Annotated in this window: 24 protein-coding genes, 1 pseudogene and 1 riboswitch; of the genes and pseudogenes, 10 read left to right on the forward strand and 15 right to left on the reverse strand. The window is 60.6% G+C overall.

Annotation, left to right across the window (positions count from 1 at the left end; all coding sequences use genetic code 11):
• Positions 1-14: 14 nt before the first annotated feature.
• From dinB to HFP51_RS11830, 8 genes are all read right to left on the reverse strand, one after another.
• Positions 15-1,136 carry a DNA polymerase IV gene (dinB, locus tag HFP51_RS11795; RefSeq protein WP_176875923.1) on the reverse strand — a complete coding sequence of 374 codons (1,122 nt, stop codon included), beginning with the start codon at positions 1,134-1,136 and terminating at the stop codon, positions 15-17.
• A gap of 12 nt (positions 1,137-1,148) precedes the next feature.
• Complete coding sequence (locus HFP51_RS11800) at positions 1,149-1,490, reverse strand: DUF2141 domain-containing protein (RefSeq protein WP_176876668.1); 342 nt, start codon at positions 1,488-1,490, stop codon at positions 1,149-1,151.
• 16 nt (positions 1,491-1,506) lie between these two features.
• Entirely contained in the window at positions 1,507-2,298 is a 792-nt protein-coding gene (locus HFP51_RS11805; RefSeq protein ID WP_176875924.1) for a sterol desaturase family protein, read from the reverse strand.
• A gap of 32 nt (positions 2,299-2,330) precedes the next feature.
• On the reverse strand, positions 2,331-3,260 hold the full coding sequence (locus tag HFP51_RS11810) for a cobalamin-binding protein (protein WP_176875925.1): 930 nt from the start codon (positions 3,258-3,260) through the stop codon (positions 2,331-2,333).
• Positions 3,260-3,808, reverse strand: coding sequence for a hypothetical protein (locus HFP51_RS11815; RefSeq protein ID WP_176875926.1), 549 nt, complete (start codon positions 3,806-3,808; stop codon positions 3,260-3,262). The genes HFP51_RS11810 and HFP51_RS11815 overlap by 1 nt, the downstream gene beginning before the upstream one ends.
• A gap of 15 nt (positions 3,809-3,823) precedes the next feature.
• A complete protein-coding gene (locus HFP51_RS11820) occupies positions 3,824-5,746 on the reverse strand; it encodes a TonB-dependent siderophore receptor (RefSeq protein WP_176875927.1) in 1,923 nt (640 codons plus the stop codon).
• 2 nt (positions 5,747-5,748) lie between these two features.
• Positions 5,749-5,964 (reverse strand): hypothetical protein, encoded by a 216-nt coding sequence (locus tag HFP51_RS11825; protein WP_176875928.1) that lies wholly within the window; start codon positions 5,962-5,964, stop codon positions 5,749-5,751.
• Positions 5,921-6,119, reverse strand: a riboswitch (cobalamin riboswitch). (Overlaps the previous gene by 44 nt.)
• Positions 6,111-6,275 (reverse strand): hypothetical protein, encoded by a 165-nt coding sequence (locus HFP51_RS11830; RefSeq protein WP_176875929.1) that lies wholly within the window; start codon positions 6,273-6,275, stop codon positions 6,111-6,113. (Overlaps the previous riboswitch by 9 nt.)
• Between HFP51_RS11830 and crtY the strand changes: the two genes are divergently transcribed.
• From crtY to HFP51_RS11855, 5 genes and pseudogenes are all read left to right on the forward strand, one after another.
• Entirely contained in the window at positions 6,267-7,466 is a 1,200-nt protein-coding gene (gene crtY / locus HFP51_RS11835; protein WP_176875930.1) for a lycopene beta-cyclase CrtY, read from the forward strand. The two genes, HFP51_RS11830 and crtY, sit on opposite strands and share 9 nt — an antisense overlap.
• Positions 7,463-8,944, forward strand: coding sequence for a phytoene desaturase (locus tag HFP51_RS11840; RefSeq protein WP_176875931.1), 1,482 nt, complete (start codon positions 7,463-7,465; stop codon positions 8,942-8,944). The genes crtY and HFP51_RS11840 overlap by 4 nt, the downstream gene beginning before the upstream one ends.
• A 97-nt stretch (positions 8,945-9,041) precedes the next feature.
• On the forward strand, positions 9,042-9,944 hold the full coding sequence (locus HFP51_RS11845; protein WP_255454658.1) for a phytoene/squalene synthase family protein: 903 nt from the start codon (positions 9,042-9,044) through the stop codon (positions 9,942-9,944).
• Between the two features lie 2 nt (positions 9,945-9,946).
• Positions 9,947-10,426 (forward strand): hypothetical protein, encoded by a 480-nt coding sequence (locus HFP51_RS11850; protein WP_176875933.1) that lies wholly within the window; start codon positions 9,947-9,949, stop codon positions 10,424-10,426.
• 54 nt (positions 10,427-10,480) lie between these two features.
• Positions 10,481-10,978 (forward strand): annotated as a pseudogene (locus HFP51_RS11855) (macro domain-containing protein).
• Here HFP51_RS11855 and HFP51_RS11860 read toward each other — a convergent pair.
• The gene (locus HFP51_RS11860) at positions 10,975-11,508 is read right to left on the reverse strand and encodes a sterol desaturase family protein (protein ID WP_176875934.1); all 534 of its coding nucleotides are present in this window, start codon (positions 11,506-11,508) and stop codon (positions 10,975-10,977) included. The pseudogene HFP51_RS11855 and the gene HFP51_RS11860 sit on opposite strands and share 4 nt — an antisense overlap.
• Positions 11,509-11,537: 29 nt before the next feature.
• Between HFP51_RS11860 and HFP51_RS11865 the strand changes: the two genes are divergently transcribed.
• From HFP51_RS11865 to HFP51_RS11885, 5 genes are all read left to right on the forward strand, one after another.
• Positions 11,538-12,425 (forward strand): enoyl-CoA hydratase-related protein, encoded by an 888-nt coding sequence (locus tag HFP51_RS11865; protein WP_176875935.1) that lies wholly within the window; start codon positions 11,538-11,540, stop codon positions 12,423-12,425.
• Entirely contained in the window at positions 12,422-12,781 is a 360-nt protein-coding gene (locus HFP51_RS11870; protein ID WP_176875936.1) for a hypothetical protein, read from the forward strand. Before HFP51_RS11865 ends, HFP51_RS11870 begins: the two co-directional genes overlap by 4 nt.
• A 62-nt stretch (positions 12,782-12,843) precedes the next feature.
• Positions 12,844-14,037 (forward strand): ADP-forming succinate--CoA ligase subunit beta, encoded by a 1,194-nt coding sequence (sucC, locus tag HFP51_RS11875; RefSeq protein WP_176875937.1) that lies wholly within the window; start codon positions 12,844-12,846, stop codon positions 14,035-14,037.
• A 125-nt stretch (positions 14,038-14,162) separates the two neighbouring features.
• Entirely contained in the window at positions 14,163-14,909 is a 747-nt protein-coding gene (locus HFP51_RS11880; protein ID WP_176875938.1) for an electron transfer flavoprotein subunit beta/FixA family protein, read from the forward strand.
• Complete coding sequence (locus tag HFP51_RS11885; protein ID WP_176875939.1) at positions 14,909-15,838, forward strand: electron transfer flavoprotein subunit alpha/FixB family protein; 930 nt, start codon at positions 14,909-14,911, stop codon at positions 15,836-15,838. Before HFP51_RS11880 ends, HFP51_RS11885 begins: the two co-directional genes overlap by 1 nt.
• A gap of 242 nt (positions 15,839-16,080) precedes the next feature.
• Here HFP51_RS11885 and HFP51_RS11890 read toward each other — a convergent pair whose 3' ends face one another.
• The 6 genes from HFP51_RS11890 to HFP51_RS11915 form a co-directional block, all read right to left on the reverse strand.
• Positions 16,081-16,959 carry an energy transducer TonB gene (locus HFP51_RS11890; protein WP_176875940.1) on the reverse strand — a complete coding sequence of 293 codons (879 nt, stop codon included), beginning with the start codon at positions 16,957-16,959 and terminating at the stop codon, positions 16,081-16,083.
• Positions 16,960-16,968: 9 nt separating this feature from the next.
• The gene (locus HFP51_RS11895) at positions 16,969-17,946 is read right to left on the reverse strand and encodes an oxidoreductase (protein ID WP_176875941.1); all 978 of its coding nucleotides are present in this window, start codon (positions 17,944-17,946) and stop codon (positions 16,969-16,971) included.
• A gap of 285 nt (positions 17,947-18,231) precedes the next feature.
• Positions 18,232-18,792 carry a CarD family transcriptional regulator gene (locus tag HFP51_RS11900; RefSeq protein ID WP_176875942.1) on the reverse strand — a complete coding sequence of 187 codons (561 nt, stop codon included), beginning with the start codon at positions 18,790-18,792 and terminating at the stop codon, positions 18,232-18,234.
• Between the two features lie 272 nt (positions 18,793-19,064).
• The gene (fdxA, locus tag HFP51_RS11905) at positions 19,065-19,403 is read right to left on the reverse strand and encodes a ferredoxin FdxA (protein WP_176875943.1); all 339 of its coding nucleotides are present in this window, start codon (positions 19,401-19,403) and stop codon (positions 19,065-19,067) included.
• A 57-nt stretch (positions 19,404-19,460) separates the two neighbouring features.
• Positions 19,461-19,748 carry an RNA-binding S4 domain-containing protein gene (locus tag HFP51_RS11910; protein ID WP_176875944.1) on the reverse strand — a complete coding sequence of 96 codons (288 nt, stop codon included), beginning with the start codon at positions 19,746-19,748 and terminating at the stop codon, positions 19,461-19,463.
• The gene (locus HFP51_RS11915) at positions 19,745-22,282 is read right to left on the reverse strand and encodes a helicase-related protein (protein ID WP_176875945.1); all 2,538 of its coding nucleotides are present in this window, start codon (positions 22,280-22,282) and stop codon (positions 19,745-19,747) included. The genes HFP51_RS11910 and HFP51_RS11915 overlap by 4 nt, the downstream gene beginning before the upstream one ends.
• Between the last annotated feature and the right edge of the window lie 194 nt (positions 22,283-22,476).

The following is a 22,476-nucleotide window of genomic DNA, read 5'->3' on the forward strand; positions in this document are numbered from 1 at the left end:
TGAACCCGGCTCGGTTAAAGCTCCAGCCCAAGCTGTGCGGGTTCGTCCGGATCGGAGCCTTCGCTATCCTTTTCGCCAAAGCCCGACATGGTAAGACCGAGCAATCGCACGCCGCGGCTATCCGGGATCAGTGTGTCGAGGAGCTCCACACCGACCGTCAACAGCGCGTCACGGCTGGCGACAGGATGATCGAGCGAGCGGGCCCGGGTCGGCGTCTCGAAATCGGCATAGCGTAGCTTGAGGGTGATCGTCCGGCCGAAGCTTTCCGATTTTTCCGCGCGTTCCCAGACCGTATCGACAATCTCGTCCAATTTGGCGATCATCGCGCCGCGGTCATGCAAGTCTTCGCCATAGGTGCGCTCGGCACCCAGTGATTTGCGCTCGCGATTGGGTTTGACCTGGCGATTGTCGATTCCGCGCGAGGCACGGTAAAAATAGCCAGCGCTCTTGCCGAAATTGGCGCGGAGAAATTCTTCGGATTGCTCGCGCAGGTCCGCACCCGTCTCGATGCCGAGCCGCTTCATCTTCTCCGCTGTCTTGGGGCCGACGCCATGGAAGCGGCGCACCGGCAGCCGGGCGACAAATCTGGGCCCCTGTTTTGGCGTGACGACACAGATGCCATCCGGCTTGTTCTGGTCTGAGGCGATCTTGGCGAGGAATTTATTGTAGGAGACGCCCGCCGACGCTGTGAGCCCGGTGGCATCGCGGATCCGTTCGCGGATTTCTTCGGCAATAGCGGTGGCTGTCGGCAGTTTGCGATACCGCGTCACGTCCAGATAGGCCTCGTCCAGCGACAGCGGCTCGACGAGCTGCGTGTAGTTGCGGAAAATGCCGCGGATCTGGTTCGAAATGGCGCGATAGATATCGAAGCGCGCGCGCACAAAGATCAGGTCCGGACAGCGCCGCTTTGCGGTGACCGATGGCATTGCGGATCGCACGCCAAATTCGCGGGCCTCATAGGATGCCGCCGCGACAACGCCGCGCCCGCTCGATCCGCCAACGGCGACAGGCTTCCCCCGCAGCTCCGGATTATCGCGCTGTTCAACGGATGCGTAAAAGGCATCCATATCGATATGGATGATCTTGCGGAGAGGCGCATCTTCAGACGGTTCGTTCGGCACGTCCGCCTTATGCATCGGAAATTACCGTTAGAGGAAGTAGCGCATCCGGATGCGCTGGACATCGCCGCGACGGCCCAGTCGGAAGCGAGCCGAGGAAAAGCGCGGTGGGCCAAAGGAAAAGCGCGGATTGCGGGAGAAACCAATGCCTTCGCGCGGGATCCCGGCAAAGCGATCGAGCCGCGAATTGCCATTCTCATCGTGCAATATGGCAATCGCATAATCGCCCGAGGGCAGGTTGGAGAACTGCACGGATTGCGTATCTGCGACGCGGAATGTCTCGCGCACGGCGGCAGGATCATCTTCGCAATCGGGGAAGTGGGATTCGTCGCGCGTTACGCAGACATGGAGGAGACCGTTATCGGATCGCAGCTCTTCGACATTGACCTCAAGCTGGCCGCTCGGGCTGACCCCCGTGAGGAGGAGAAACGCCGCTGCGGCCGCTGCGGCCTTCTTGTTCGAAACTGCCCAATCCCGTGTCTGTCCGGCAGAGCCGGTCCCAGAACCGGAAATATAACCCATAATTACACCTATAGTCTGCATGATGCCGCTGATGATGGCTTGCTGTTATCAGCCAGCGTCCTGCTACCCCCTCGACTATGAACCTAGGGAAAATCTCCCAGCCCATGTGATTTGTCACCCCCATTATCGTCATAATGGTCAAAACGATAGCCAAAGCGAAAATGTGTATGGGGATGAGGAAAACGAGCAACGGTATGAATATTGCCAAAGTCAGCGCTTCAATCGGATGAAAGCTCATCGCTGCCCAGGCAGTGGGCGGCCGACTGGCATGGTGTACGGCATGGGCGATCCGAAAAATGCGGGGCCGATGCATCCAGCGATGGGTCCAGTAAAACCATGTATCCTGGGCCAACAAATATAGGAAAATCGACACCGGTACATACCAGAGCGGATAGGCACTGATGTCGGTGTAGATCAGCGTCCAGCCCAGAGTGTCCCAGCCCCAGGCAACGATCCCGGCCGGGATTCCGTAAATCGCGGCGCTCAACAGCGACCAGTATATCTCGCTCCCGATCTGCGGCCGCAGGCTTGCATAGAGACCCGGACGGACCTTTCCGGTTAGCCAGGCGAACAGCCCGCTCGCTGCCAAATAACGCGCGCCAACGATGATTGTCATCGCCAGTGCGGACAGGAGGATCGCGGTAAGGCTGCCGGACATGTCCGGTTCAATAGCCCTGCCGCCCGCTCCCGTCACCCGGAATAACGCATCCAATGTCCCGGATTTGGGTGTCCCGCACCCCGCCAGTCTTCTATGATCGCCGCGACTATCTCTGCCGATTCCACAAGCCGCGGGCCGGGCCGGTTAAAGAAATGATGCCCGTCGGCGATATAGACATGGCCGGCTTTTACCGCGCGGAGATTCGCCCAATGCGCCGCGCCTTCGACGGCTTCAATATCGGCCAGGCTTTGCGGGATCTGATATCCGCATGGCATGAGGATCACTATATCCGGATCGGCTGCGGCCAGATCATCCCAGGCAAGGAAATCGGAATGCTCGCCCGGCGTGGCGAACAAGGACTCTCCACCGGCAATGCTGATCAGTTCGGGAACCCAGTTGCCGGCAGCCATCAAGGGATCGAACCATTCGATTGCGGCAATGCGCGGCCGTGGCGTTTCAGCGGGCACCGATCTGGAAAGCACTGCGAGCCGGTTCTTGAGATCACGGATCAGCCGACTGGCCTCTCTTTCGCGTCCGCTCGCCGCGCCGACTGCACGAATATCGCCCCAAACATCGTGAAGCGTGTCCGGCGCGGTTGAGATCAGTTTTGGCGGATCACCCATCCAGTTGGCCAGGGCGTCTGTGAGATCGTCCGGCGTCACCGCGCAGACCGCACATTGCGTCTGGGTAAGGATGATATCGGGAGACAAGCCACGCAGCAGCGGGGCATCGACTTCATAGAGCGAGAGGCCCTGCGTCACGATCTCCTGAACCCGCTGATCGATTTCGATCGATCGCAATCCCTTTTCGAGCCGGGTTGAGGTGCAAATGGGCGCGGATTTCACCGGCGCGGGGAAATCGCATTCATGCGAGCGCCCGACCAGATTATCGCCCAATCCCAGCGCCACCGCTATTTCGGTGGCGCTGGGAAGGAGCGATACGAGCTTGAGATCGCGGTCCATTATGCGGTGCGTGCAGGTAGCGGCATCCCGAACTGTCCGGGCAGTGCGCGGGCCAGCACGGAATGTGCAACCAACAGGCCGGCAAACCAGACCAGCTCATTCGTACCGATCAGCATGATGATCTCGGCCGTGAACATGTCCGTACCACCGAACAGATGAGCCATGGCGTAAAGCGAAATCTCATAGGCAACAAAACCCATCACGCCAGTGACAACCCAGCCTGCAATGCCGGGCCTGCCGAACCGGCGGGCCAGGGCAAAGGCAATCAGCATTGATGTGCACAGCGCAAAGCCCGAGCCGATGGTGGGCGCATCGACTGGATAGCCCATCAGGCCGAAGCCGATGATCTGGTTGGCCATCCAGCAGGCGACAATGGTGATCAGGCCGCGGCGAAGGTCGAGCGTACCCGCGGCAATTGTCGCGATGGCGACGAAGGGCATCATACACCCCGCCACGACGCTGCCGCCGACCGCCGCCAGTGCAAATGTTGGCGGCCAGGCCCAGTCACTGTGCATCAAGTCATTCTGGGTGATGTTATTGTCTGTCATGATCTCATCCTCCCGCTAGAATCGTGCCCGGACGCCGGCAAAAGCGCCGATGCCAGGATTGGCGAAGCTGAAAACCTGTTCGTAGTTTTCATCGAACAGATTCTCGATCCGGCCGGTCAGTTCGACACCTTCGGCAATCCGCAGCGAACCGGCGAGCGAGACCAGGGTGAAGGCATCGAGCGTTACGGTTGTCGGCACAAAGGAGGGATCGAGAAAGGCGTTGTCGGTCTGCGATCCGCTATGCCGGATCACCAGCGTCAGGCCGCCGCGCTCCTCCGGCGCCGTCCAGGCGATCGCCATATTGGCGGTGTTCCGGGGCCGGCGAACTTCGCGGACACTATTCTCGCGCGACGATAATCGTGTGTAACTCGCATCAATCCGCCATTGCGGGCCAAGCTGTGCGCGCACGAAGGTTTCAACACCATGCTGGCGGGACTCCGTCGTTCGGTTGGCCGGTGTGGCGAGAAAGTCTGGCGGTGGGAAATCGGTGAAGATTTCATCGTCCAGCGTGCTTTCGAAATAGGTCGCGCCGATCGTGACCACGCCCTGGGCCAGTTCCTGCTCCAGGCCAATCTCCCAGCCCTCGGAGCGTTCCGGCTGCAGGGCGGCATTGCCGATGAAGCGCCCATCGACAAAACCGAACAGTTCGAAAAAGCCTGGATTCTTGACCCCCGACCCGGCGGCGGCGCGGGCGCGCAGGCCGAAATCAAATGCATAGCTGCCATGTACGCGATAGCTGGTCGTATCGTCGAACAGGGAGTTGTCATCCCAGCGTATGGCAGCGCCAATTGCCAGCCGTTCATCGACGACCAACCCATATTCGGCGACCAGGCCGAAATTGCGAACCTGTCGGCGCCCGGTAAAGGCGAAGCCGCCGGGTGTCGTGTTGCGAAACCGTTCCCGCTCCCAGTCACCGGCAAAGGTAATGGTGTGGCGTACGCGTTCCGAACCAAGGCGAAGGCTTGAGACATAAGAGGCTTTGAGCCGGCTGCCTTCATTGCCGGAATTCTCGATGTCATTGCTGAAGCCGACCCGGTCGATATCGGCGAGTTGGCCGGTGATCGCCTGCGTCCAGCGGCCATCGAGCAGGTCAACCTCTCCGCCGACCAGTGCGTAGATGGCTTCATTTTCGACATAGGTGCCCGGTGAATCAACCGCGAACCCGAAGGTCGGGCTGCCGGCCAGGAAGTCCTGATTATTGAACTCGCTTTCGGTTTCCGACCAGCGACCAACAAAGCGCAGGCGCACATTGGGGGCCGGTGTCCATCGGGTGTTCACGGATAACGCGGCGCTAGTCTTGTCGAGGTCACGCGTTCCGCCGCGCGTACCGACCGTACCGTCAGTCCCCAAATAGGTGGCCGACAGGGCATAGTCGAAATCTCCGGCGACACCGGCATAGCGGGCAGCGGTGTTGAACGTGCCGAACGATCCGCCTTCTGCGCGTACTTGTACGCCCGGCGCTTCGCTACCGGACAGGGTTATATAGTGGATAACACCGCCGATTGCGTCGGAACCGTAGAGCGCGCTTTGCTGACCGCGCAGAACTTCGATCCGCGCCGCCTGGTCGATCGCCAAGCTGCCAAAGTCGAACTCGCCGAAGAACGGATCGGACACTTCGATGCCGTCGATCAGGACCAGCGTATGATTGGCTTCGGTGCCGCGGATGCGAACCTGGGTCTGGCCGGCGATGCCCGATACCGCGAGCCCCGGCACATCGCGCAGGATATCGCTGATCTCGCGCGCTTGTCGCTGGACGAGGGCTTGCGGGTCGATCACCGTCAGTGATCCGCCGACCTGATCGGCTGGTACCGGGTCGGGTGCCCGGGTTCCGGTGACGATAAGCGGCGTTGCGCCGCCGTCATCCGGCGATGGTTGGGCTGTTGCGGCGATGGGCAGCAACAGGGCGCCAACCGCCACGCTTTGAGTGAGTTTTGTCATGTTTAGTCGGTCTCCGCATGCCGAGCGACAATCGGCAGGGGCTCCACGCCTATGCGCGGCCATCCGGTGAAGACGCGCGGCATGCCATGCCCGCCCTCACAGGTCGGTGCGGCCCCAGCCGCTTCATGTCGCTCAGACAGAAACCGTTCCGCGCCTGGCCAATCCCTGAGCCGGGCAAGAGCGACGCGCGTCGGTCGGTCTCCTGGCTCGCGGGTCATCGCGCCGCCTGCGCCTTCCCAGGTTGCCCCAGTGGCTGCAGCCTTTTTCGGGCTGCGTGCAGGATGCGCTCGCCGCTTACAGTTACAGGGATAGCCGCGGATTTGGGCCGATAAGCCCGCACCGCATTCCCGTTACCGGCGTGCAGTCAAATGACAGCGCCGGTTGCCCGGTTTTGCCATTCACCAAACGGCATAGCGCGGCGGGAAAATTGTGCAAGTGCAGCATGGTAGACGCCCTTTGGTAGACCTGTCCCGAGTAACAGGCTGTTCGCCGTGCGGTCATTGGAGTAGAGCGCTGCTCCATGGGTCATGCAGCGGCCGATTCCGGCCATAATCTCGACTGCGATATTGCGATTCTCGGCGGCGGGCTGGCCGGTGGGTTGATCGCGCTCGCCGTGCACCGCGCGCGCCCGGATATCCGCTTGCGCCTGATCGATGCCGATAGCGTCCTCGGTGGGAATCACATCTGGTCCTTTTTCGAAGGCGATGTCGACGCGGCTGGCATGGCGCTTATCGAACCGCTGATCACCCATCGCTGGGACAATTATGAAGTGCGCTTCCCGGCCCATAGCCGCACGCTACAGATGGCCTATCATTCGATCCGATCCGATCAGTTCGATTCCGTGCTGCGCGAAACACTGCCGGGTGACGCGATCCAGACCGGTGTGCGTGTTGCATCAGCGAGCGACGATCATGTGGTGCTCGAGGATGGTCGTGAGATTGCCGCCAATGCGGTGATCGATTGCCGCGGCGCGGGCGATCTTGATACGCTCGATAGCGGCTGGCAGAAATTTGTCGGGCTGGAGCTCGAGCTCACCGCGCCGCATAGTCTCTCCCGCCCGATCATCATGGACGCGACGGTAGACCAGATTGACGGTTATCGTTTTGTCTATTCGCTGCCCTTTGGCCCCCAACGCATCTTTGTCGAGGACACCTATTACAGCGACGAACCCGAGCTTGATGCGGAGACGATTGAGCAGCGTGTTCTCGATTATGCCAAGGCGCAGGGTTGGGACGTTGCCAGCATTGTCCATCGCGAAAAAGGCGTCCTCCCGGTGGTCTGTAACGGCGCATTTGGCGAATATTGGCGCTCCACCGGTGCGGTACCGAAAGCGGGCGTGCGGGCCGGACTGTTCCACCCGGTGACCGGCTATTCGCTCCCTGAGGCCGTGCGCAGCGCGCTCTTCATTGCCGATCATGCTGACCTGCCCGGCGAACCGCTGCACGGGCGGCTTTTTGCGCGCGCGGCACAGGGCTGGCGCGATGCGAGCTTCTATCGCATGCTCGACGCGATGATGTTTTATGGCGCGGACACCGCCAATCGCTACAAGATCCTCGAACGGTTCTACCGGTTGAAGCCTGCGCTGATCGCGCGCTTTTACGCTGGGCGCAGCCGCGCAACCGACAAGCTCCGCATCCTATCCGGCAAACCGCCAATCCCCATCCGGCGCGGCATGGGTGCGATACTGAAAAACCAAAGACGAAAGAGTGGACGTAAATGACCAAGGCAGCCGTAATCGGCGCAGGCTTTGGCGGACTGGCACTGGCCATCCGCCTGCAATCGGCCGGGATCGACACGACAATTATCGAAGGCCGGGACAAGCCGGGCGGGCGTGCCTATTTCTGGGAGCGAGACGGGTTCGTCTTTGACGGCGGCCCTACAGTGATCACCGATCCCGAATGCCTGACCCAGCTCTGGGAGCTGACCGGGGCGAACATGGCCGATGATGTCGAGCTGGAACCGGTCTTTCCGTTCTACCGGCTCAATTGGCCGGACGGCACCAATTTCGATTATTCCAATGACGAGGTCGACCTCACCCGCGAGATCGACAAGCTCAACCCGGCGGATGTCGAAGGCTATCGCCGTTTTCTCGAATATTCGGCCGGGGTCTATGAGGAAGGCTATGTGAAGCTTGGCGATGTGCCGTTCCTCGATTTCAAATCAATGCTCAAGGCCGCACCGGCGCTCGCCCGCAAACAGGCCTGGCGGTCGGTCTATTCGATGGTTTCCAGCTTCGTCGAAAATGAAAAGCTGCGCGAGGCGCTCTCCTTCCACACGCTACTCGTTGGTGGCAGTCCGATGAAAACCAGCTCCATCTATGCGCTGATCCATAAGCTCGAAAAGGATGGCGGGGTCTGGTTTGCCAAGGGCGGCACCAACCGGTTGATCGCCGGGATGGTCGCCCATTTCGAACGGATTGGCGGCACGGTGCGGATCGACGATCCGGTCACCGCGATCGAAACCAAGGGCGAGCGGGTCACCGGCCTTGCCTGCAAGAGTGGCTGGCGCGACGATTTTGACGCCGTGGCGAGCAATGCAGACATCGTTCACAGCTATCGCGATTTGCTGACCAGTACGAAGCGCGGCGAGCGGGCAACGAAAAGCCTGATGCGCAAACGCTATTCGCCGTCGCTGTTCGTGCTGCACTTTGGCGTCGAAGGCAGCTGGCCGGGCATCCCGCACCACATGATCCTGTTCGGCCCGCGCTATGATGGACTGCTCAAGGACATTTACGATCATGGCGTGCTGGCCGAGGATTTCTCGCTCTATCTCCATCACCCGACGGTCACCGATCCGTCGATGGCGCCCGAAGGCTGTTCGACCTTTTATGCGCTCGCACCGGTGCCGCATCTCGGCAAATTCCCGGCCGATTGGGATGAGATTGGAGAAGATTATGCCAACCGCATTCTCGATCATATCGAAGCGCGGCTGATCCCGGGCCTCAAGGAGCGGGTGAAGACCAAATTCTGGTACACGCCAAAGGATTTCCAGAGCGATCTCAACGCCCATCAGGGCAGCGCGTTCAGCCTCGAACCGATCCTCACCCAAAGCGCCTATTTCCGCGTTCATAATCGCGACGATATCGTCAATAATCTCTATTTTGTCGGCGCCGGAACCCATCCGGGCGCGGGTATCCCGGGCGTTGTCGGTAGCGCGAAAGCGACCGCCGGATTGATGCTCGAAGAACTGGGCGGTTGATGATGGTTTTGGGTTTGTCAGAAACTTCCTTGCGGGAGCGGGCCGGCGCCGCGCCTGAGCGCAGCGAAGGTCTGACAATATCATGGGGCGTGTCCCCATGAATAACCGTGCTGCTCTGGTTGATGCCGCGCGCGAGACGATCGGGCGCGGGTCGCAGAGTTTTGCCATGGCGTCGAAACTGTTCGATCTGGAAACGCGCGAGCGGGCCTGGTTGCTTTATGCCTGGTGCCGTCGTTGCGACGATCTCGCCGATGGGCAGGCGCTGGGCCATAATATGTCGGTCGTCGCCGATCCCGCGGCGCGCATTGCCGAAATCCGGGTGAAGACAGCTTCGGCGTTATCGGGTGCGCGCACCGGCGATCCAAGCTTCGATGCGCTGGGGCTCGTCGCCAAGGAATGCGGCATCCCGCCTGCAATGATCGAAGACCATATCGCGGGCTTTGCGCTCGATGCCGATGGTTGGGTGCCGCAGTCCGAAGATGATCTCGTCCAATATTGTCATCATGTCGCCGGTGTCGTCGGGCAGATGATGGCGATCGTCATGGGTGTTGCGCCCGATGAGCAGGAAACGCTGGATCGCGCGCGTGATCTGGGGCTTGCCTTCCAGCTTGCCAATATTGCCCGGGATATTGGCGAAGATGCCGATAATGGCCGCTGCTATCTTCCGCGGGCATGGCTGGCGGAAAAGACTATCGATCCGGCACAGCTGCGCGATCCGCGCAACCGTCCCGCGCTCGCCAGCCTTGCCCAGCGGCTTGCGGGAATGGCGGAGGGTTATGAGGATCGCGCGCGCCAGGGCACCGCCGCGCTCTCCTTCCGTTCGGCATGGGCGGTGCTCGCCGCGGCCGGCATTTACGGCGATATCGCCCGCAAAGTCTCTGCCAAGGGCGAGGCGGCGCTCGATGAGCGCGTGTTCACGACGCGGCGCGAGAAGCTGGGCTGGCTGTTCAAGAGCTGGCGACAGGCATTGAATCGTGATCGTTTCGCCCCACCTGTTTAGGCATGGAATTTTCCGGCCATCTGACAATTGATCGCCCGGGCGTTGTCGATCAGCTGCGTGCGCGCTTGCCGGACCAACTGGCGGGCGACGGCTTCAAGATCTTCTCGGCCGTGCCGCTACGGGCCAGTCGCAAGCTAAGCTGGTTCGAGCGGTTTCGTACCGAGTTGCGCCGCACCGGCGGGCGGATGGATTTTTCGGTGCGTATGGCCGGGGCGGTTCGCTTTGAAATGCCGCTCGGTGAGACCGGCACCCTCGCCTATACGATTAGCAACCCGCATCATGGGCGAGTGCTCGGCCTTTTTGTTCTGATCGCGACGCTCACCGCCTATTTCGCGGACAGCTTTTTCGCGGCGCTGTTTGTCGCGCTGATCGGCAGTGGCGCCATCGGCATAGCGCTGCATTACCGCATGCGCCGCAGCGTGGTGCGCTATCTCCGACTGTTGCCGAGCCAGTATAGCAATCATCGGCTATCGATGGGGTAACGGCGCTGAATTCCGGGTGCTGCAGGATTGGAGTGATCGATGTCTGACGAACGAATGGGCGTGGAACGGACCGATATTACAAAGCTGGAGGTCGATGCCGTGGTCAATGCGGCAAACCAATCCTTGCGCGGCGGTGGCGGGGTCGATGGTGCCATTCATTACAACGCCGGGCCGAAATTGCTCGAAGCCTGTATTGAGATTGGCAGCTGTCCGCGCGGCGAAGCGCGAATCACACCCGGATTTGATCTACCGGCCCGATAAGTGATCCACACTGTCGGCCCTGCCTGGCACGGCGGCGATCGTGGCGAAGACGAGCTATTGGCGAAATGCTACCGCAATAGTTTCGCGCTGGCTGTGGACTATGGCGTGCGAAGCATCGCCTTCCCGGCAATTAGTTGCGGCGCCTTCAGTTACCCCGTGATGTCTGCGACGGAGATTGCCGTGCGCGAAGTCCGTGCGTTTCTGGAGACCGACACAAGTATAGAGTATGTGACCTTTGCCTGTCGGGAAAAAAGTGTCGTGGCTGCCTATCGGAAAATACTGACTGGCTAGATCAATTCCGATTGGCGGTCGTCTTCGCGGAACGTGCCGATTGGCGCGCGGACGCCCGCATGGCCGCGGCGTTTCAATTCGGCCTTCAGCGCTTCGGGTTTGGGCGCGTAGAGAAAGCCGAAGCTCACCGTGCCCTCTTTGGTCTCGACGACATGATGCAGGCGATGGGCCTGGATGATCCGCTTCATATAGTTGGATTTGGGGATGTAGCGATGGTTCAGCCGCTTGTGCACGATGATGTCGTGAAAGCCGAAATAGATGGCGCCATAGGCAGCAATGCCCGCGCCGATCCAGGTCGCGCCCGGCCACCAGCCCAGCTGGACCCCGCCGAGCAGCAGCACGAAGGAGGGTATGGCAAAGATCAGCGCGTAGAGATCGTTGAGCTCCCAATTGCCCGTGCGTGGCCGATGATGGCTTGCATGCAGGAACCAGCCAAAACCATGCATGACCCAGCGATGCGCGACATAGGCGACGCCTTCCATGAAGAGCACGGTGCCGAAAAACAGGAGCAGGCCATAATACCAGGACATGACGCTGATATAGAGAGGCGCGGCGCGCCATGCCAGATGCGATGTGCACTTTCGCGGCGCGGGCGGATCGCCTAATCCTTGCGGCCATGGAACTGAAATCGACGCTCTATGCGGTGCGCGACGGCATCGCGACCATCACGCTCAACCGCCCGCATCGCGGCAATGGCTGGACCGGCCGGATGCACAGCGAATATCGCTATCTGCTCGGCGAAGCGGAAGGCGACACAGACGTCGGCGCGATCCTGGTCACTGGCGCGGGGCGGATGTTCTGTGTCGGTGGGGATGCGCAGGCGCTCGAAGGTCATTCGGAACGCGGCGGCTATGATCCGGGTACGACGCCCGATCTGGTGACGCCGGGATCGCGCGAGTTCGAGGCCTTTATCGAAGATTTCGCCTATCATTTTGCGCTGTCCAAGCCGGTCATCGTCGCGCTGAACGGTGCGGCGGCCGGGGTCGGGCTGGTGCTTGCCTGCTATGCCGATGTGCGCTTTGCGGTGTCCGGCGCCAAGCTGACCACTGCGCATGGCCCGCTCAACCTGCCGGCCGAATATGGCTTGTCCTGGCTGTTGCCGCGGCTAATCGGCGGCGCGCATGCGCTCGAGCTCTTGCTCTCGAGCCGCAAATTCCTGACCGACGAAGCCCATCAGATGGGGCTGGTGCATCGGCTTTGCGAGGCTGATGCGCTGGTCGAGGAGGCGCGCGCTTATGCCATCGATCTCATCACCCGCGTATCGCCGGAATCGCTGCGCCAGTCGAAGCGGCAATTCTGGCTCGACCAGCATCGTGATGTCGGCGCGGCGGTGCGCGATGCCGGGGTGCTTCTCAATGAGATGATGGGCCAGGCCGATTATCGCGAAGCCATCAAGGCGTTTCTTGAAAAACGCCCGGCCGAATGGGGCAAGGAGAGCAAGGCATGAAGCGGATCATTGTCTCGCTGATCGGGCTGTTGGTCGTCGGCGTCCTCGGGTTTTTCCTGATTTACGGAACGCCCGAGCAACGGATGCGCACGGCCTTGGTCGAGGCGGGATTGGCGGAGCCGGTCGCCGATTGCATGGCCGAACGGCTGGCTGAAGGGCTCAGCTATCGCCAGCTCTGGGCGCTCTCTTCGCTCAGCATCTTTCGGGATCGGGAAGTGGCGGATCTGACGATCGGCGAATTTGTCGATGCCACGCGCGGATTGCAGGATCGCGAGGTACTGCTTCTGGCCGGACGGTCCGGAGCGGTTTGCGCGCTCAGGTCGCCTCGACTTGAGGGTCTTCCCATCCGCCGGTGACTATGCTTTAGCCGCCACGAACCTTTCGACTCATATATGCCATTCAGGAGCGCTTAGCCGCCATGAACATCCATGAATATCAAGCCAAGGAACTGCTCGCCAAATTCGGTGTCGGCATTCCCAAGGGCGTCGCCGCAACCACGGTCGATCAGGCGGTCGCCGCCGCCGAAGAATTGCCGGGCCCGCTCTATGTGGTGAAGGCGCAGATTCATGCGGGTGGTCGCGGCAAGGGCAAGTTCAAGGAGCTGGGCCCCGATGCCAAGGGCGGTGTGCGGCTCGCCAAATCGGTCGACGACGTTCGCAGCGATGCCGAAGAGATGCTCGGCAACACGCTGGTGACGGTGCAGACCGGCGATGTCGGCAAGGAAGTCAATCGCCTCTACGTCACCGATGGCGTCGACATCAAAGAAGAATATTATCTCGCCCTGCTCGTCGATCGGGCGTCGGGCCAGGTCGCAATGGTCGTCTCGACCGAAGGCGGCATGGATATTGAGGCGGTCGCCCATGACACGCCGGAGAAGATCGCGACGATCACCATCGATCCGATCGCCGGCTTTACCGATGGTGATGGCCGCGCGGCGGCCGATGCGCTGGAACTGAGCGGCGATCTCGCCGATGCCTGTGTCGCGCTGACCGCCAATCTCTATGATGCCTTCGTCAAGCTCGATTGCGCGATGCTGGAGATCAACCCGCTGGTCGAAACCGATGATGGCCAGCTGCTCGTTCTCGATACGAAGATGAGCTTCGATACCAATGCCGAGTTCCGCCATGCGGACTGGGAAGAGCTGCGCGACGAGAGCGAAGAAGACCCAATGGAGCTTGAGGCGTCCAAGCACGACCTCGCTTACATCAAGCTCGACGGCAATATTGGCTGCATGGTCAATGGCGCGGGTCTGGCCATGGCGACGATGGATATCATCAAGCTGAACGGCGCTTTCCCGGCCAACTTCCTCGACGTTGGCGGCGGGGCGACCAAGGAAAAGGTGACGGCCGCGTTCAAGATCATCCTGTCGGATCCGGCGGTCGAAGGCATTCTCGTCAATATCTTTGGCGGGATCATGCGCTGCGACATCATTGCCGAGGGCATTGTCGCTGCGGCCAAGGAAGTGGAGCTTGATGTACCGCTGGTGGTCCGGCTCGAAGGCACCAATGTCGCCAAGGGCAAGCAGATCCTGGCCGATAGCGGGTTGCCGATCGTCAGCGCTGACGATCTCGGCGATGCCGCACGCAAGATTGTGGAGCAGGTGCAGAAATAGCGATCGCCACCCCGTTTTTGCGGGAACGAGATGGCAAAACTGTTGATTTGCTGCAGCGCAGCATGCTAGTGACGTTTACGTGAACGTAAAGGGCCAAGCAGAACAGGCCCAGGAGGAATGAGACGATGAAAATCTTGGTGCCCGTGAAAAGGGTGATCGATTATAACGTAAAGCCGCGGGTCAAGTCCGACGGTTCGGGCGTGGATCTCGCCAATGTCAAAATGTCGATGAACCCGTTCGATGAAATTTCGGTCGAAGAGGCGATCCGCCTCAAGGAAGCCGGCAAGGCGGAAGAAATCGTCGCCATATCGGTTGGCCCGGCCAAGGCGCAGGAAACGCTGCGCACAGCCCTCGCGATGGGCGCCGACCGCGCCATCCTGATCGAAACCGATGACGAGGTTGAGCCGCTCGCCGTGGCCAAGCTCCTCAAAGCGGTTGTCGACGAAGAAGCGCCCGGGCTCGTAATCCTCGGCAAGCAAGCCATTGATGATGACAGCAACCAGACGGGCCAGATGCTCGCCGCACTGCTCGGCTGGGGCCAGGGCACATTCGCCAATACGATCGAAGTCGCTGACGGCACGGTCGATGTGAAGCGCGAAATCGATGGCGGCCTGCAGACGGTAAAACTCAACCTGCCGGCGATCATCACCACCGATCTTCGTCTCAACGAACCGCGCTATGCTTCGCTGCCGAACATCATGAAAGCGAAGTCCAAGCCGCTCGATACGAAGACGCCTGCCGATTATGGCGTCGACACCGCGCCGCGCCTCACCACGTCTCACGTGGCCGAGCCGCCGAAGCGCGAAGCCGGTGAGATCCTCGAAGATGTGGATTCGCTGGTCGCCAAACTCAAAGAAATGGGAGTCGCATAATGAAGACGCTCGTATGGGTCGAACATGACAATGCCGAGATGAAGGATGCGACGCTTGCTGCGGTAACCGCCGCCTCGAAGCTCGGTGAAGTGCATGCGCTGGTTGCCGGTTCCGGTTGCCAGGCCGTGGCTGACCAGGCCGCCAAGGTTGCTGGCGTTGCCACCGTGCATCTTGCCGACGATGCCGCTTATGCCAATGCATTGCCGGAAAATGTTGCGCCGCTCGTCGCCGATCTCATGGGCAGCCATGATGCGTTCGTTGCGCCGGCCACGACGACCGGCAAGAATATCGCGCCGCGCGTCGCTGCGCTGCTCGATGTGATGCAGCTCTCTGACATTCTCTCGGTTGAAGGCGACAAGACCTTCACGCGTCCGATTTACGCGGGCAACGCAATCGCGACCGTCACCAGCTCGGACGAGAAACTGGTGATCACCGTGCGTGGTACGGCCTTTGACAAGGCCGCGAGCGAAGGCGGATCTGCGGCTGTTGAAGCGGTTTCGGGCGCCGGTGATGCCGGGCTCTCCAGCTTTGTCAGCGAAGAGATTGCCAAAAGCGATCGTCCGGAACTGACCAGCGCGAAGATCATCGTGTCGGGTGGCCGGGCGCTGGGCTCGAGCGAGAAGTTCGAAGAAGTCATCACGCCTTTGGCGGACAAGCTTGGCGCGGGTATCGGTGCGTCTCGGGCTGCGGTTGATGCGGGCTATGTGCCGAACGATTATCAGGTCGGCCAGACCGGCAAGATCGTCGCACCGGAAGTCTATATCGCGATCGGCATTTCCGGCGCGATCCAGCATCTCGCCGGCATGAAGGATTCCAAGACGATCATCGCGATCAACAAGGATGAAGACGCCCCGATCTTCCAGGTCTCCGACTATGGTATCGTGGCCGATCTCTTCAACGCCGTTCCGGAACTGACCGAGAAGCTTTAACGGATGCCTCCTTCTCCCTTGATGGGAGAAGGATATGAAGCCTTTGCGCGTCAGCGCATTAGGCGAAGTTGGATGAGGGTGGGCCGAGCCTAGCTCGGCGCGCTTTCGGTGAAAGCGCACCCCTCACCCTAACCCTCTCCTACAAGGGGAGAGGGAATGATCTCATATCGCAATTTTAAAAGCCCCGGTTCGTGCCGGGGCTTTTTTGCCGAGCAGCTTTCATTCATAAGGGCAAGGTCGTGTCACGGCAGTTGGAAACGAACCTGTGATTGGTAGGTCCCTCTTACCGGTTCACCAGACTCGTCGGTTGCTGGCTCGAAAGTTGCTCGGGCGGTAAGCGCCCCGCACACAATAGCGTCTAGAGACGCATCGCCGCTCGTTTCCAATATGGCGCAGTCCGTTACTTCTCCAGTATCGGATATGAAAAGAATGAAAGGAATAGTGCCTTCTGCGTCATCCAAAATCGCTGAGGGTGGATAATCGCCCCAATGTATCCATTGTCCGGGATTGGACCGAGGTGTCGCCGCTCGTGCTTGGCTGTCTTGTGGTGCGTGCAACTCTTCCGGGATCTCACCAGTTCGAATGAGATTCCAGTTTACCAACTCAAGTAGCTCGATCTGGCAGCTCTCCCACGACGCAAACAATGCTTGCATGTCGGTTAGCAGAATTCGAACGGGTTGATTGCCCTGCAATCTGATTTCCAGGATCTGCTCGTCGGACCAGTTGGCCGCGAAACTGGTCGAAACAAACGGGATCTGGATAGCCTCCTCCAGATCACCACTCGCACGGTAGCGAAGAGACTGTGCTTCGATGGATGTTGCTTGTGGCTGTGCGATTATCTGGACTTCGCTCCAGGCCTGTCGCCTCGGAATATTGACACCACCAATCGTCATCGTGAAGCGATCTGGTGGAACGCTACGATCCATCATCAAGAATATCGTTTGGTCGCCATCGGTGAATGTTCGCAGAACTCGGCATCGCGGATAGCCATAGTCGGTTTGCCAATTGGAATCCGACCTGAACATTTCTCTGTCATCATTAGTTTGGGCCACAGCCAGCGTAGAAAGGCCGAAGGCTGCCAGCGTGACAGATACAATCAGTCTGAACGAGACTTGCGTCACAATTCCGCCTTACGCCTCGTCCAGCAATTTCTCGCTGATCGCCCAGAGCTTTTCCGCATTCTCATCGCTACAGGCATGCGCATCAACGCCGCTATAGCGGGCCATCGGGCTTTCAGTGTCGGTGGGCGCGGCGATGTCGCAATCCTCACAATAGACGCCGGGCTTGCCGTCGAGCTTGGGCGAAGTCGCTGCCCATAGGGATGTGGAGCAACCCTGGGCCGGGGTCTTGAAGCCCATCTTGGCAAGATCGGACGGGCTGCCATCCTCGTTGAGCCAGCCCAGCGCAACCTGCTCCTCCAGTGGGAGATGGCGCTGCAGCGGCGTGAAGATGCCGCCCGGATGCACCGCGAACGCCAGTCCGTCGCTATCGCGCATGCGCCGGCTGAGGGCATTGGCGAACAGAGCATTGGCGGTTTTTGCCTGCCCATAGGCCTGCCATTTGTCATAGTCGTGATTTTCAAACTGGATATCGTCCCAATGCACATCGCTGACCTTGTGTGCGGTCGAAGCAAGGGCAACGACGCGCGCGCCGGGCGTTTTTTCGAGCAGCGGCATCAGGCCGAGGGTCAGCGCGAAATGGCCCATATGGTTGGTGCCGAATTGCGATTCCCAGCCCGGGCCGACACGCGTGAGCGGGTTCGCCATGATCCCGGCATTGTTGATCAGGATATCGAGCGTATCGAGCGATCCCGTCATCTCTTCGGCAAAGCGGGTCACTGATCCGATATCGCCCAGATCCATGTCGCTGACCCGTACATCGCCATCAATCTCGGCAAGGTTGGTCTCGGCTTTTTCCCGGCTGCGCGCGGGAACCACCACATTCACCCCGGCACCAACCAGCGCGCGAACGGTTTCCAGCCCGATGCCGCTATAGCCGCCGGTGACGATCGCGGTCTTGCCGGCAAGGTCGATCCCCTTGATGACATCCGCTCCATCGGTCTTGGCGACAAAGCCTGAATCTGTCGGTACTTGATCTGCAACTGCCATCGTCGAATCTCCTCTGTGCCTTTTGCCTAACGGTATGAAGCGTCACGCCGAATGTCGCCAGTCGAAAGTGACGGTGGAGCGGGTAGTACAGCGCGTCATGCTGAACTTGTTTCAGCATCCACTCGTCCATCTGCACAGACGGAGAAGCAGGAGCGGTGGACCCTGAGACAAGTTCAGGGTGACGATTCTGGAATGATCGAACGGGGGAGCACCATCGCCAAAACTAAAAAGCCCGGCCAAACCGCAAGGGCTTGGCCGGGCTTTTCGGTCTCGCAGTGAGCGGGATTACGCCTTGGCCGCTTCCTTCGCAGCTTCTTCTTCTGCCTTTTCAGCATTCCAGATAGCGGCGGCCTTGTTCAGGATGACGAGAATTTTCTCGAGTGCGGTTGGTTCGTCCGTCTTTTCCATCGCCGCGAGTTCGCGGGCGAGGCGGCTTGATGCCGCTTCGAAGATCTGGCGTTCCGAATAGCTTTGTTCCGGCTGGTCATCGGCGCGGAACAGATCGCGGGTCACTTCGGCGATCTGCAGCAGGTCACCCGAATTGATCTTCGCTTCATATTCCTGGGCCCGGCGCGACCACATGGTGCGCTTGACCTTGGGTTTGCCTTCCAGCGTCTTGAGCGCGTCCTTCAGCGTCTTGTCGGACGAGAGTTTGCGCATTCCAACGCCTTCGGCCTTGTTGGTCGGCACGCGGAGCGTCATCTTTTCCTTTTCGAACCGCAGCACGTAAAGTTCGAGCTGCATGCCCGCAATTTCTTCATTCTGGAGTTCGATTACCCGGCCTACGCCATGCTTTGGGTAAACGACATAATCTCCGACTTCGAAGTCAAGCGCCTTGCTTGCCATAAAATACGACCTTTCTTGACGGTAAGCCGAGCGAATCGTGCAGCCGCCCATAGCGGGCAATGCCTACGCGTTCAATTTCTCTAGCCTTTTCCGTGCGTTATCCCACATAGCGGAATATATTTATTCCCGCTTCGGGACATTATGTAACAGATTCGTAAGAAAATTTCCAGCCTGTATACATTTATGCCGCGTGCGAGCGGCTTGTCCGAAACCGGACCCTGCCTGCGGTTTTTCCTGTCGAGATCCGTTCCGGGCTGGTCCGGAGCGCGGTCCTAGTCGCCCTGACCGGGATCGGGGGAGAAATATTTCTCGAACTTGCCCTCTTCGCCCTTATGGTCATCGGCATCGGCAGGCGCTTCGCGGCTTTGCGTGATGTTCGGCCATTCTTCGGCGAATTTGGTGTTGAGCTCGAGCCATTTTTCCTGGTTCGGTTCGGTATCAGGGAGAATGGCCTCGGCCGGGCATTCCGGTTCGCATACGCCGCAATCGATGCATTCGGCTGGATGGATGACGAGCATATTGTCGCCCTCATAGAAGCAGTCCACCGGACATACTTCGACACAGTCCATATATTTGCACTTAATGCAGGCATCGGTGACGACATATGTCATTGACGCGGCTCTCCTCGTGGTCAGTGGAATTCTGCTAGCGACAAGATGACGCCCCCGTCAACGCCTAGTGTCGCTGATCCTTTCTACGCGGCTATAAATCTCATCTACCAGCTTGGCGGGCACGCGTCGTTCCGGCAGCGATTCTACCCGCAATACGCGCACGCCATTGGGCATGGGCACGCTCAGCACATCACCAACGCGCACCACGGCATGGGCGCGATCGATCCGTCGGCCGGCACAGCGGATATGGCCTTTCTCGGCAATCTTCTGCGCCAGGCTCCGGGTCCGGGTGAGCCGGGAGAACCAGAGGAACTTGTCGATGCGCAGGCCGTCATCCTGGGTCATTTCTTGCCCAGATCGAGTTCGGCAAGCTTGGCAAAGGCATTGCCCGGCGCCGCCTTGCGTGGCCTGGGTTTCGGTGGGCGGCGACCGCGCCAGGCCCAGCGGCCCGGGCCGCCTTCGCTTTCCGGAGGCGCGGGTTGGAAGCCAAGCGACTGCATCAACCGGGCAAGTGCGGCTTCGCTGAGCCCGAGCGACGTCGAGAATGCGGGATCGGGCAGGAAGGCCTCCTTGCCGGTGCGCGCATCATGCGCGGCGCGGGCAACGCGTTCGGCCATGTCGATCCGCAGCATCTGGCCGGCAAAGCCGCGAAAACCGGCGTCGCGCCAAGCGGCAAGCGTCGCGCCCCTTGGTTCGGGCAGCAAGACAGCGCCGGCGGGCGGCAGTTCGGGCATCGGCCGGTTGTTGAGCGCTGCAGCGAGCGCCAGGCGCCAGCGGGTCGGCTCGGGCTTCATCAACGCAGCATGGAAAATATCGAGCGCACCGATGGTCAGTCCCAACCGACCGATCCGGTGCCGTTGTTGCTTGTCGAGCTGCCCCAGGGGGCCGAGCGCTATCTTGCGCGCCAGTATTCCGCCGGCCTCGAGCAGGGGGGCGAGCAGCGCGCGGATTGCCGGGTCGGTCTGCTCGGCATTGAGCGCGGCATCGATCCTGCGCAACGGTCCGAGTATGCGGCCGGTGGTGCGGGCGATCCAGGCCTGCAGGCGCTGGGCGATGCGGGCCTGCTGCTCGGGGGTCAGGGCAGAGAGAGTGCGGTCGAGGGTGATTTCCGGCGTGAGCAGCGCCTTGCCGGCGGAAAGGGCTGCCACGATCTCGCCACGCCAGGCCAGGCGAATGGGCCCACCGGCATCGGTCAGCACCGCAAAAGCTTCATCGCTATCGGCGAGCAAGGCTGCAGTCCGCTGCGCCCATTCCCCGCCAAGCCGGCGTTCGGCCGCGGCGAGCAGGCGCTTCGTGTCTGCGTGATTGCTGCCCGGATCGACGGTGAAGCGAAAGCCGGTAATCGTGCCGATCGGTTCGTCATCGACGGTCACGACACCGTCTGCATCGACCCGGACCGGCAGCGCTTCTTCTCCCTTCGCCCCAAGATCGCGCATCAAGACGGTTGTCCGCCGATCGACAAATCGTTGCGTCAGGCTGTCATGCAGCGCGTCCGACAATCGTTGCTCGATCGCCGCAGCGCGGTCTGCACCTTTATCGGGATTTTCAAGCCAGTCAGCACGGTGCGCGACATAGGCCCAGGTCCGGATCGCGGCCAATCGCCCGGCCAGCGTCTCAACATCCCCGGCGAGATTTTCGAGCGCGCTTATTTCCTGCGCAAAAACCGGCGCCGGGATATGGCCATCGCCCTCAGAAAGATGGCGGAACAGCCGGCCGACGAGCCGCGCATGTCCATCTGCACCGGTCTTGCGAAAATCGGGCAAGCCACAGGCGGCCCATAGTCGCGTCACCATATTCGCGTCGGTTGCCCGCTCGCGCACCCATGTTTCCTCGGCGAGTTTTTTGAGCACGGTCAGATCGACGGTTTCGGGCGCCGCGCGCAACACCTCCTGCTCGGGACGGTATTCGAGATCGGCGATCAATGTATCGATCGTATCGAAGCGCGGATCGCCATCGCGCCAATAGAGTTGCCGCAGATTGGGGAAGTCATGGCCTTCGATCCGTTCGATCTCGGCATCAGTAAAGCTCGCATGATCGCCGCCTTCGAGGCCCAATGTCCCAAACGTGCCGTCGCGCTGATGACGGCCCGCGCGGCCGGCGATCTGCGCCATCTCATGGATATGCAAGCGCCGCCGCCGTCGCCCGTCAAATTTGCGGAGCGAGGCAAAGGCGACATGGTGCACATCCATGTTCAGCCCCATGCCAATCGCATCAGTGGCAACAAGATAGTCCACCTCGCCCGCCTGGAACATCGCAACCTGCGCGTTGCGGGTGCGCGGACTGAGTGCACCCATCACAACGGCCGCGCCGCCGCGCAACCGGCGCAAGGCTTCGGCCACGGCGTAAACTTCTTCGGCGCTGAAGGCGACGATCGCGGACCGCGGCGGAAGGCGGGAGAGCTTTCTGGGTCCACTGTAGGAGAGCGTGGAAAAGCGGGGCCGAGAGATGATCTCGGCATCGGGAGCCAGCGCGCCCAACATCGGGCGCAAGCTATCCGATCCGAGAATCATTGTTTCCTCGCGCCCGCGCATATGGAGCATGCGATCGGTGAAAACATGGCCGCGCTCGGGATCGGCGGCGAGCTGGGCTTCGTCCAGCGCAACAAAGGCGGTATCCCGATCCCGCGGCATGGATTCTGCCGTACAGAGAAACCAGCGCGCCTTTTCCGGAAGGATCTTCTCTTCGCCGGTGATCAGCCCGACACTGTCCGGGCCTTTTGCAGCGACCACCCGATCGTAGACTTCCCGGGCCAACAGGCGCAGCGGGAAACCGATCATCCCGCTGGCATGACCCATCATGCGCTCGACCGCGAGATGCGTCTTGCCGGTATTGGTCGGGCCGAGCACGGCAGCAAGCGGTGCACGGGCGAAATTGCTCATCTCTTTTCCATCGGCGATCCAGTGCTACCGCGCAAGATGCATAATCTCAAAGAATCCCCGAAATGCGGCCTGTCGAGCGACTCTCACGGCTCGCCGCATCCGTGATTCCCCCTGCCTCACCTTAATTTGACTTTAACGTTTTTTAACCACAACGGTCATTCCCGGAGATGCGCCCGATGCGCCCGGGTGTAATT

The sequence above is a fragment of the Parasphingopyxis sp. CP4 genome (genome assembly GCF_013378055.1).
Classification (GTDB): domain Bacteria; phylum Pseudomonadota; class Alphaproteobacteria; order Sphingomonadales; family Sphingomonadaceae; genus Parasphingopyxis.

What these genes read in the sequence shown, in the direction of transcription:
- HFP51_RS11820 (WP_176875927.1), bottom strand. Translation starts at nt 5,746, where the DNA reads ATGACAAAACTCACTCAAAGCGTGGCGGTTGGCGCCCTGTTGCTGCCC.
- HFP51_RS11810 (WP_176875925.1), bottom strand. Translation starts at nt 3,260, where the DNA reads ATGGACCGCGATCTCAAGCTCGTATCGCTCCTTCCCAGCGCCACCGAA.
- HFP51_RS11850 (WP_176875933.1), top strand. Translation starts at nt 9,947, where the DNA reads ATGGAATTTTCCGGCCATCTGACAATTGATCGCCCGGGCGTTGTCGAT.
- HFP51_RS11885 (WP_176875939.1), top strand. Translation starts at nt 14,909, where the DNA reads ATGAAGACGCTCGTATGGGTCGAACATGACAATGCCGAGATGAAGGAT.
- dinB (WP_176875923.1), bottom strand. Translation starts at nt 1,136, where the DNA reads ATGCATAAGGCGGACGTGCCGAACGAACCGTCTGAAGATGCGCCTCTC.
- HFP51_RS11910 (WP_176875944.1), bottom strand. Translation starts at nt 19,748, where the DNA reads ATGACCCAGGATGACGGCCTGCGCATCGACAAGTTCCTCTGGTTCTCC.
- HFP51_RS11805 (WP_176875924.1), bottom strand. Translation starts at nt 2,298, where the DNA reads ATGTCCGGCAGCCTTACCGCGATCCTCCTGTCCGCACTGGCGATGACA.
- HFP51_RS11900 (WP_176875942.1), bottom strand. Translation starts at nt 18,792, where the DNA reads ATGGCAAGCAAGGCGCTTGACTTCGAAGTCGGAGATTATGTCGTTTAC.
- HFP51_RS11840 (WP_176875931.1), top strand. Translation starts at nt 7,463, where the DNA reads ATGACCAAGGCAGCCGTAATCGGCGCAGGCTTTGGCGGACTGGCACTG.
- HFP51_RS11860 (WP_176875934.1), bottom strand. Translation starts at nt 11,508, where the DNA reads ATGTCCTGGTATTATGGCCTGCTCCTGTTTTTCGGCACCGTGCTCTTC.
- HFP51_RS11870 (WP_176875936.1), top strand. Translation starts at nt 12,422, where the DNA reads ATGAAGCGGATCATTGTCTCGCTGATCGGGCTGTTGGTCGTCGGCGTC.
- HFP51_RS11880 (WP_176875938.1), top strand. Translation starts at nt 14,163, where the DNA reads ATGAAAATCTTGGTGCCCGTGAAAAGGGTGATCGATTATAACGTAAAG.
- HFP51_RS11830 (WP_176875929.1), bottom strand. Translation starts at nt 6,275, where the DNA reads ATGACCCATGGAGCAGCGCTCTACTCCAATGACCGCACGGCGAACAGC.
- fdxA (WP_176875943.1), bottom strand. Translation starts at nt 19,403, where the DNA reads ATGACATATGTCGTCACCGATGCCTGCATTAAGTGCAAATATATGGAC.
- HFP51_RS11825 (WP_176875928.1), bottom strand. Translation starts at nt 5,964, where the DNA reads ATGACCCGCGAGCCAGGAGACCGACCGACGCGCGTCGCTCTTGCCCGG.
- HFP51_RS11845 (WP_255454658.1), top strand. Translation starts at nt 9,042, where the DNA reads ATGAATAACCGTGCTGCTCTGGTTGATGCCGCGCGCGAGACGATCGGG.
- HFP51_RS11865 (WP_176875935.1), top strand. Translation starts at nt 11,538, where the DNA reads ATGCCAGATGCGATGTGCACTTTCGCGGCGCGGGCGGATCGCCTAATC.
- HFP51_RS11895 (WP_176875941.1), bottom strand. Translation starts at nt 17,946, where the DNA reads ATGGCAGTTGCAGATCAAGTACCGACAGATTCAGGCTTTGTCGCCAAG.
- HFP51_RS11815 (WP_176875926.1), bottom strand. Translation starts at nt 3,808, where the DNA reads ATGACAGACAATAACATCACCCAGAATGACTTGATGCACAGTGACTGG.
- crtY (WP_176875930.1), top strand. Translation starts at nt 6,267, where the DNA reads ATGGGTCATGCAGCGGCCGATTCCGGCCATAATCTCGACTGCGATATT.
- HFP51_RS11915 (WP_176875945.1), bottom strand. Translation starts at nt 22,282, where the DNA reads ATGAGCAATTTCGCCCGTGCACCGCTTGCTGCCGTGCTCGGCCCGACC.
- sucC (WP_176875937.1), top strand. Translation starts at nt 12,844, where the DNA reads ATGAACATCCATGAATATCAAGCCAAGGAACTGCTCGCCAAATTCGGT.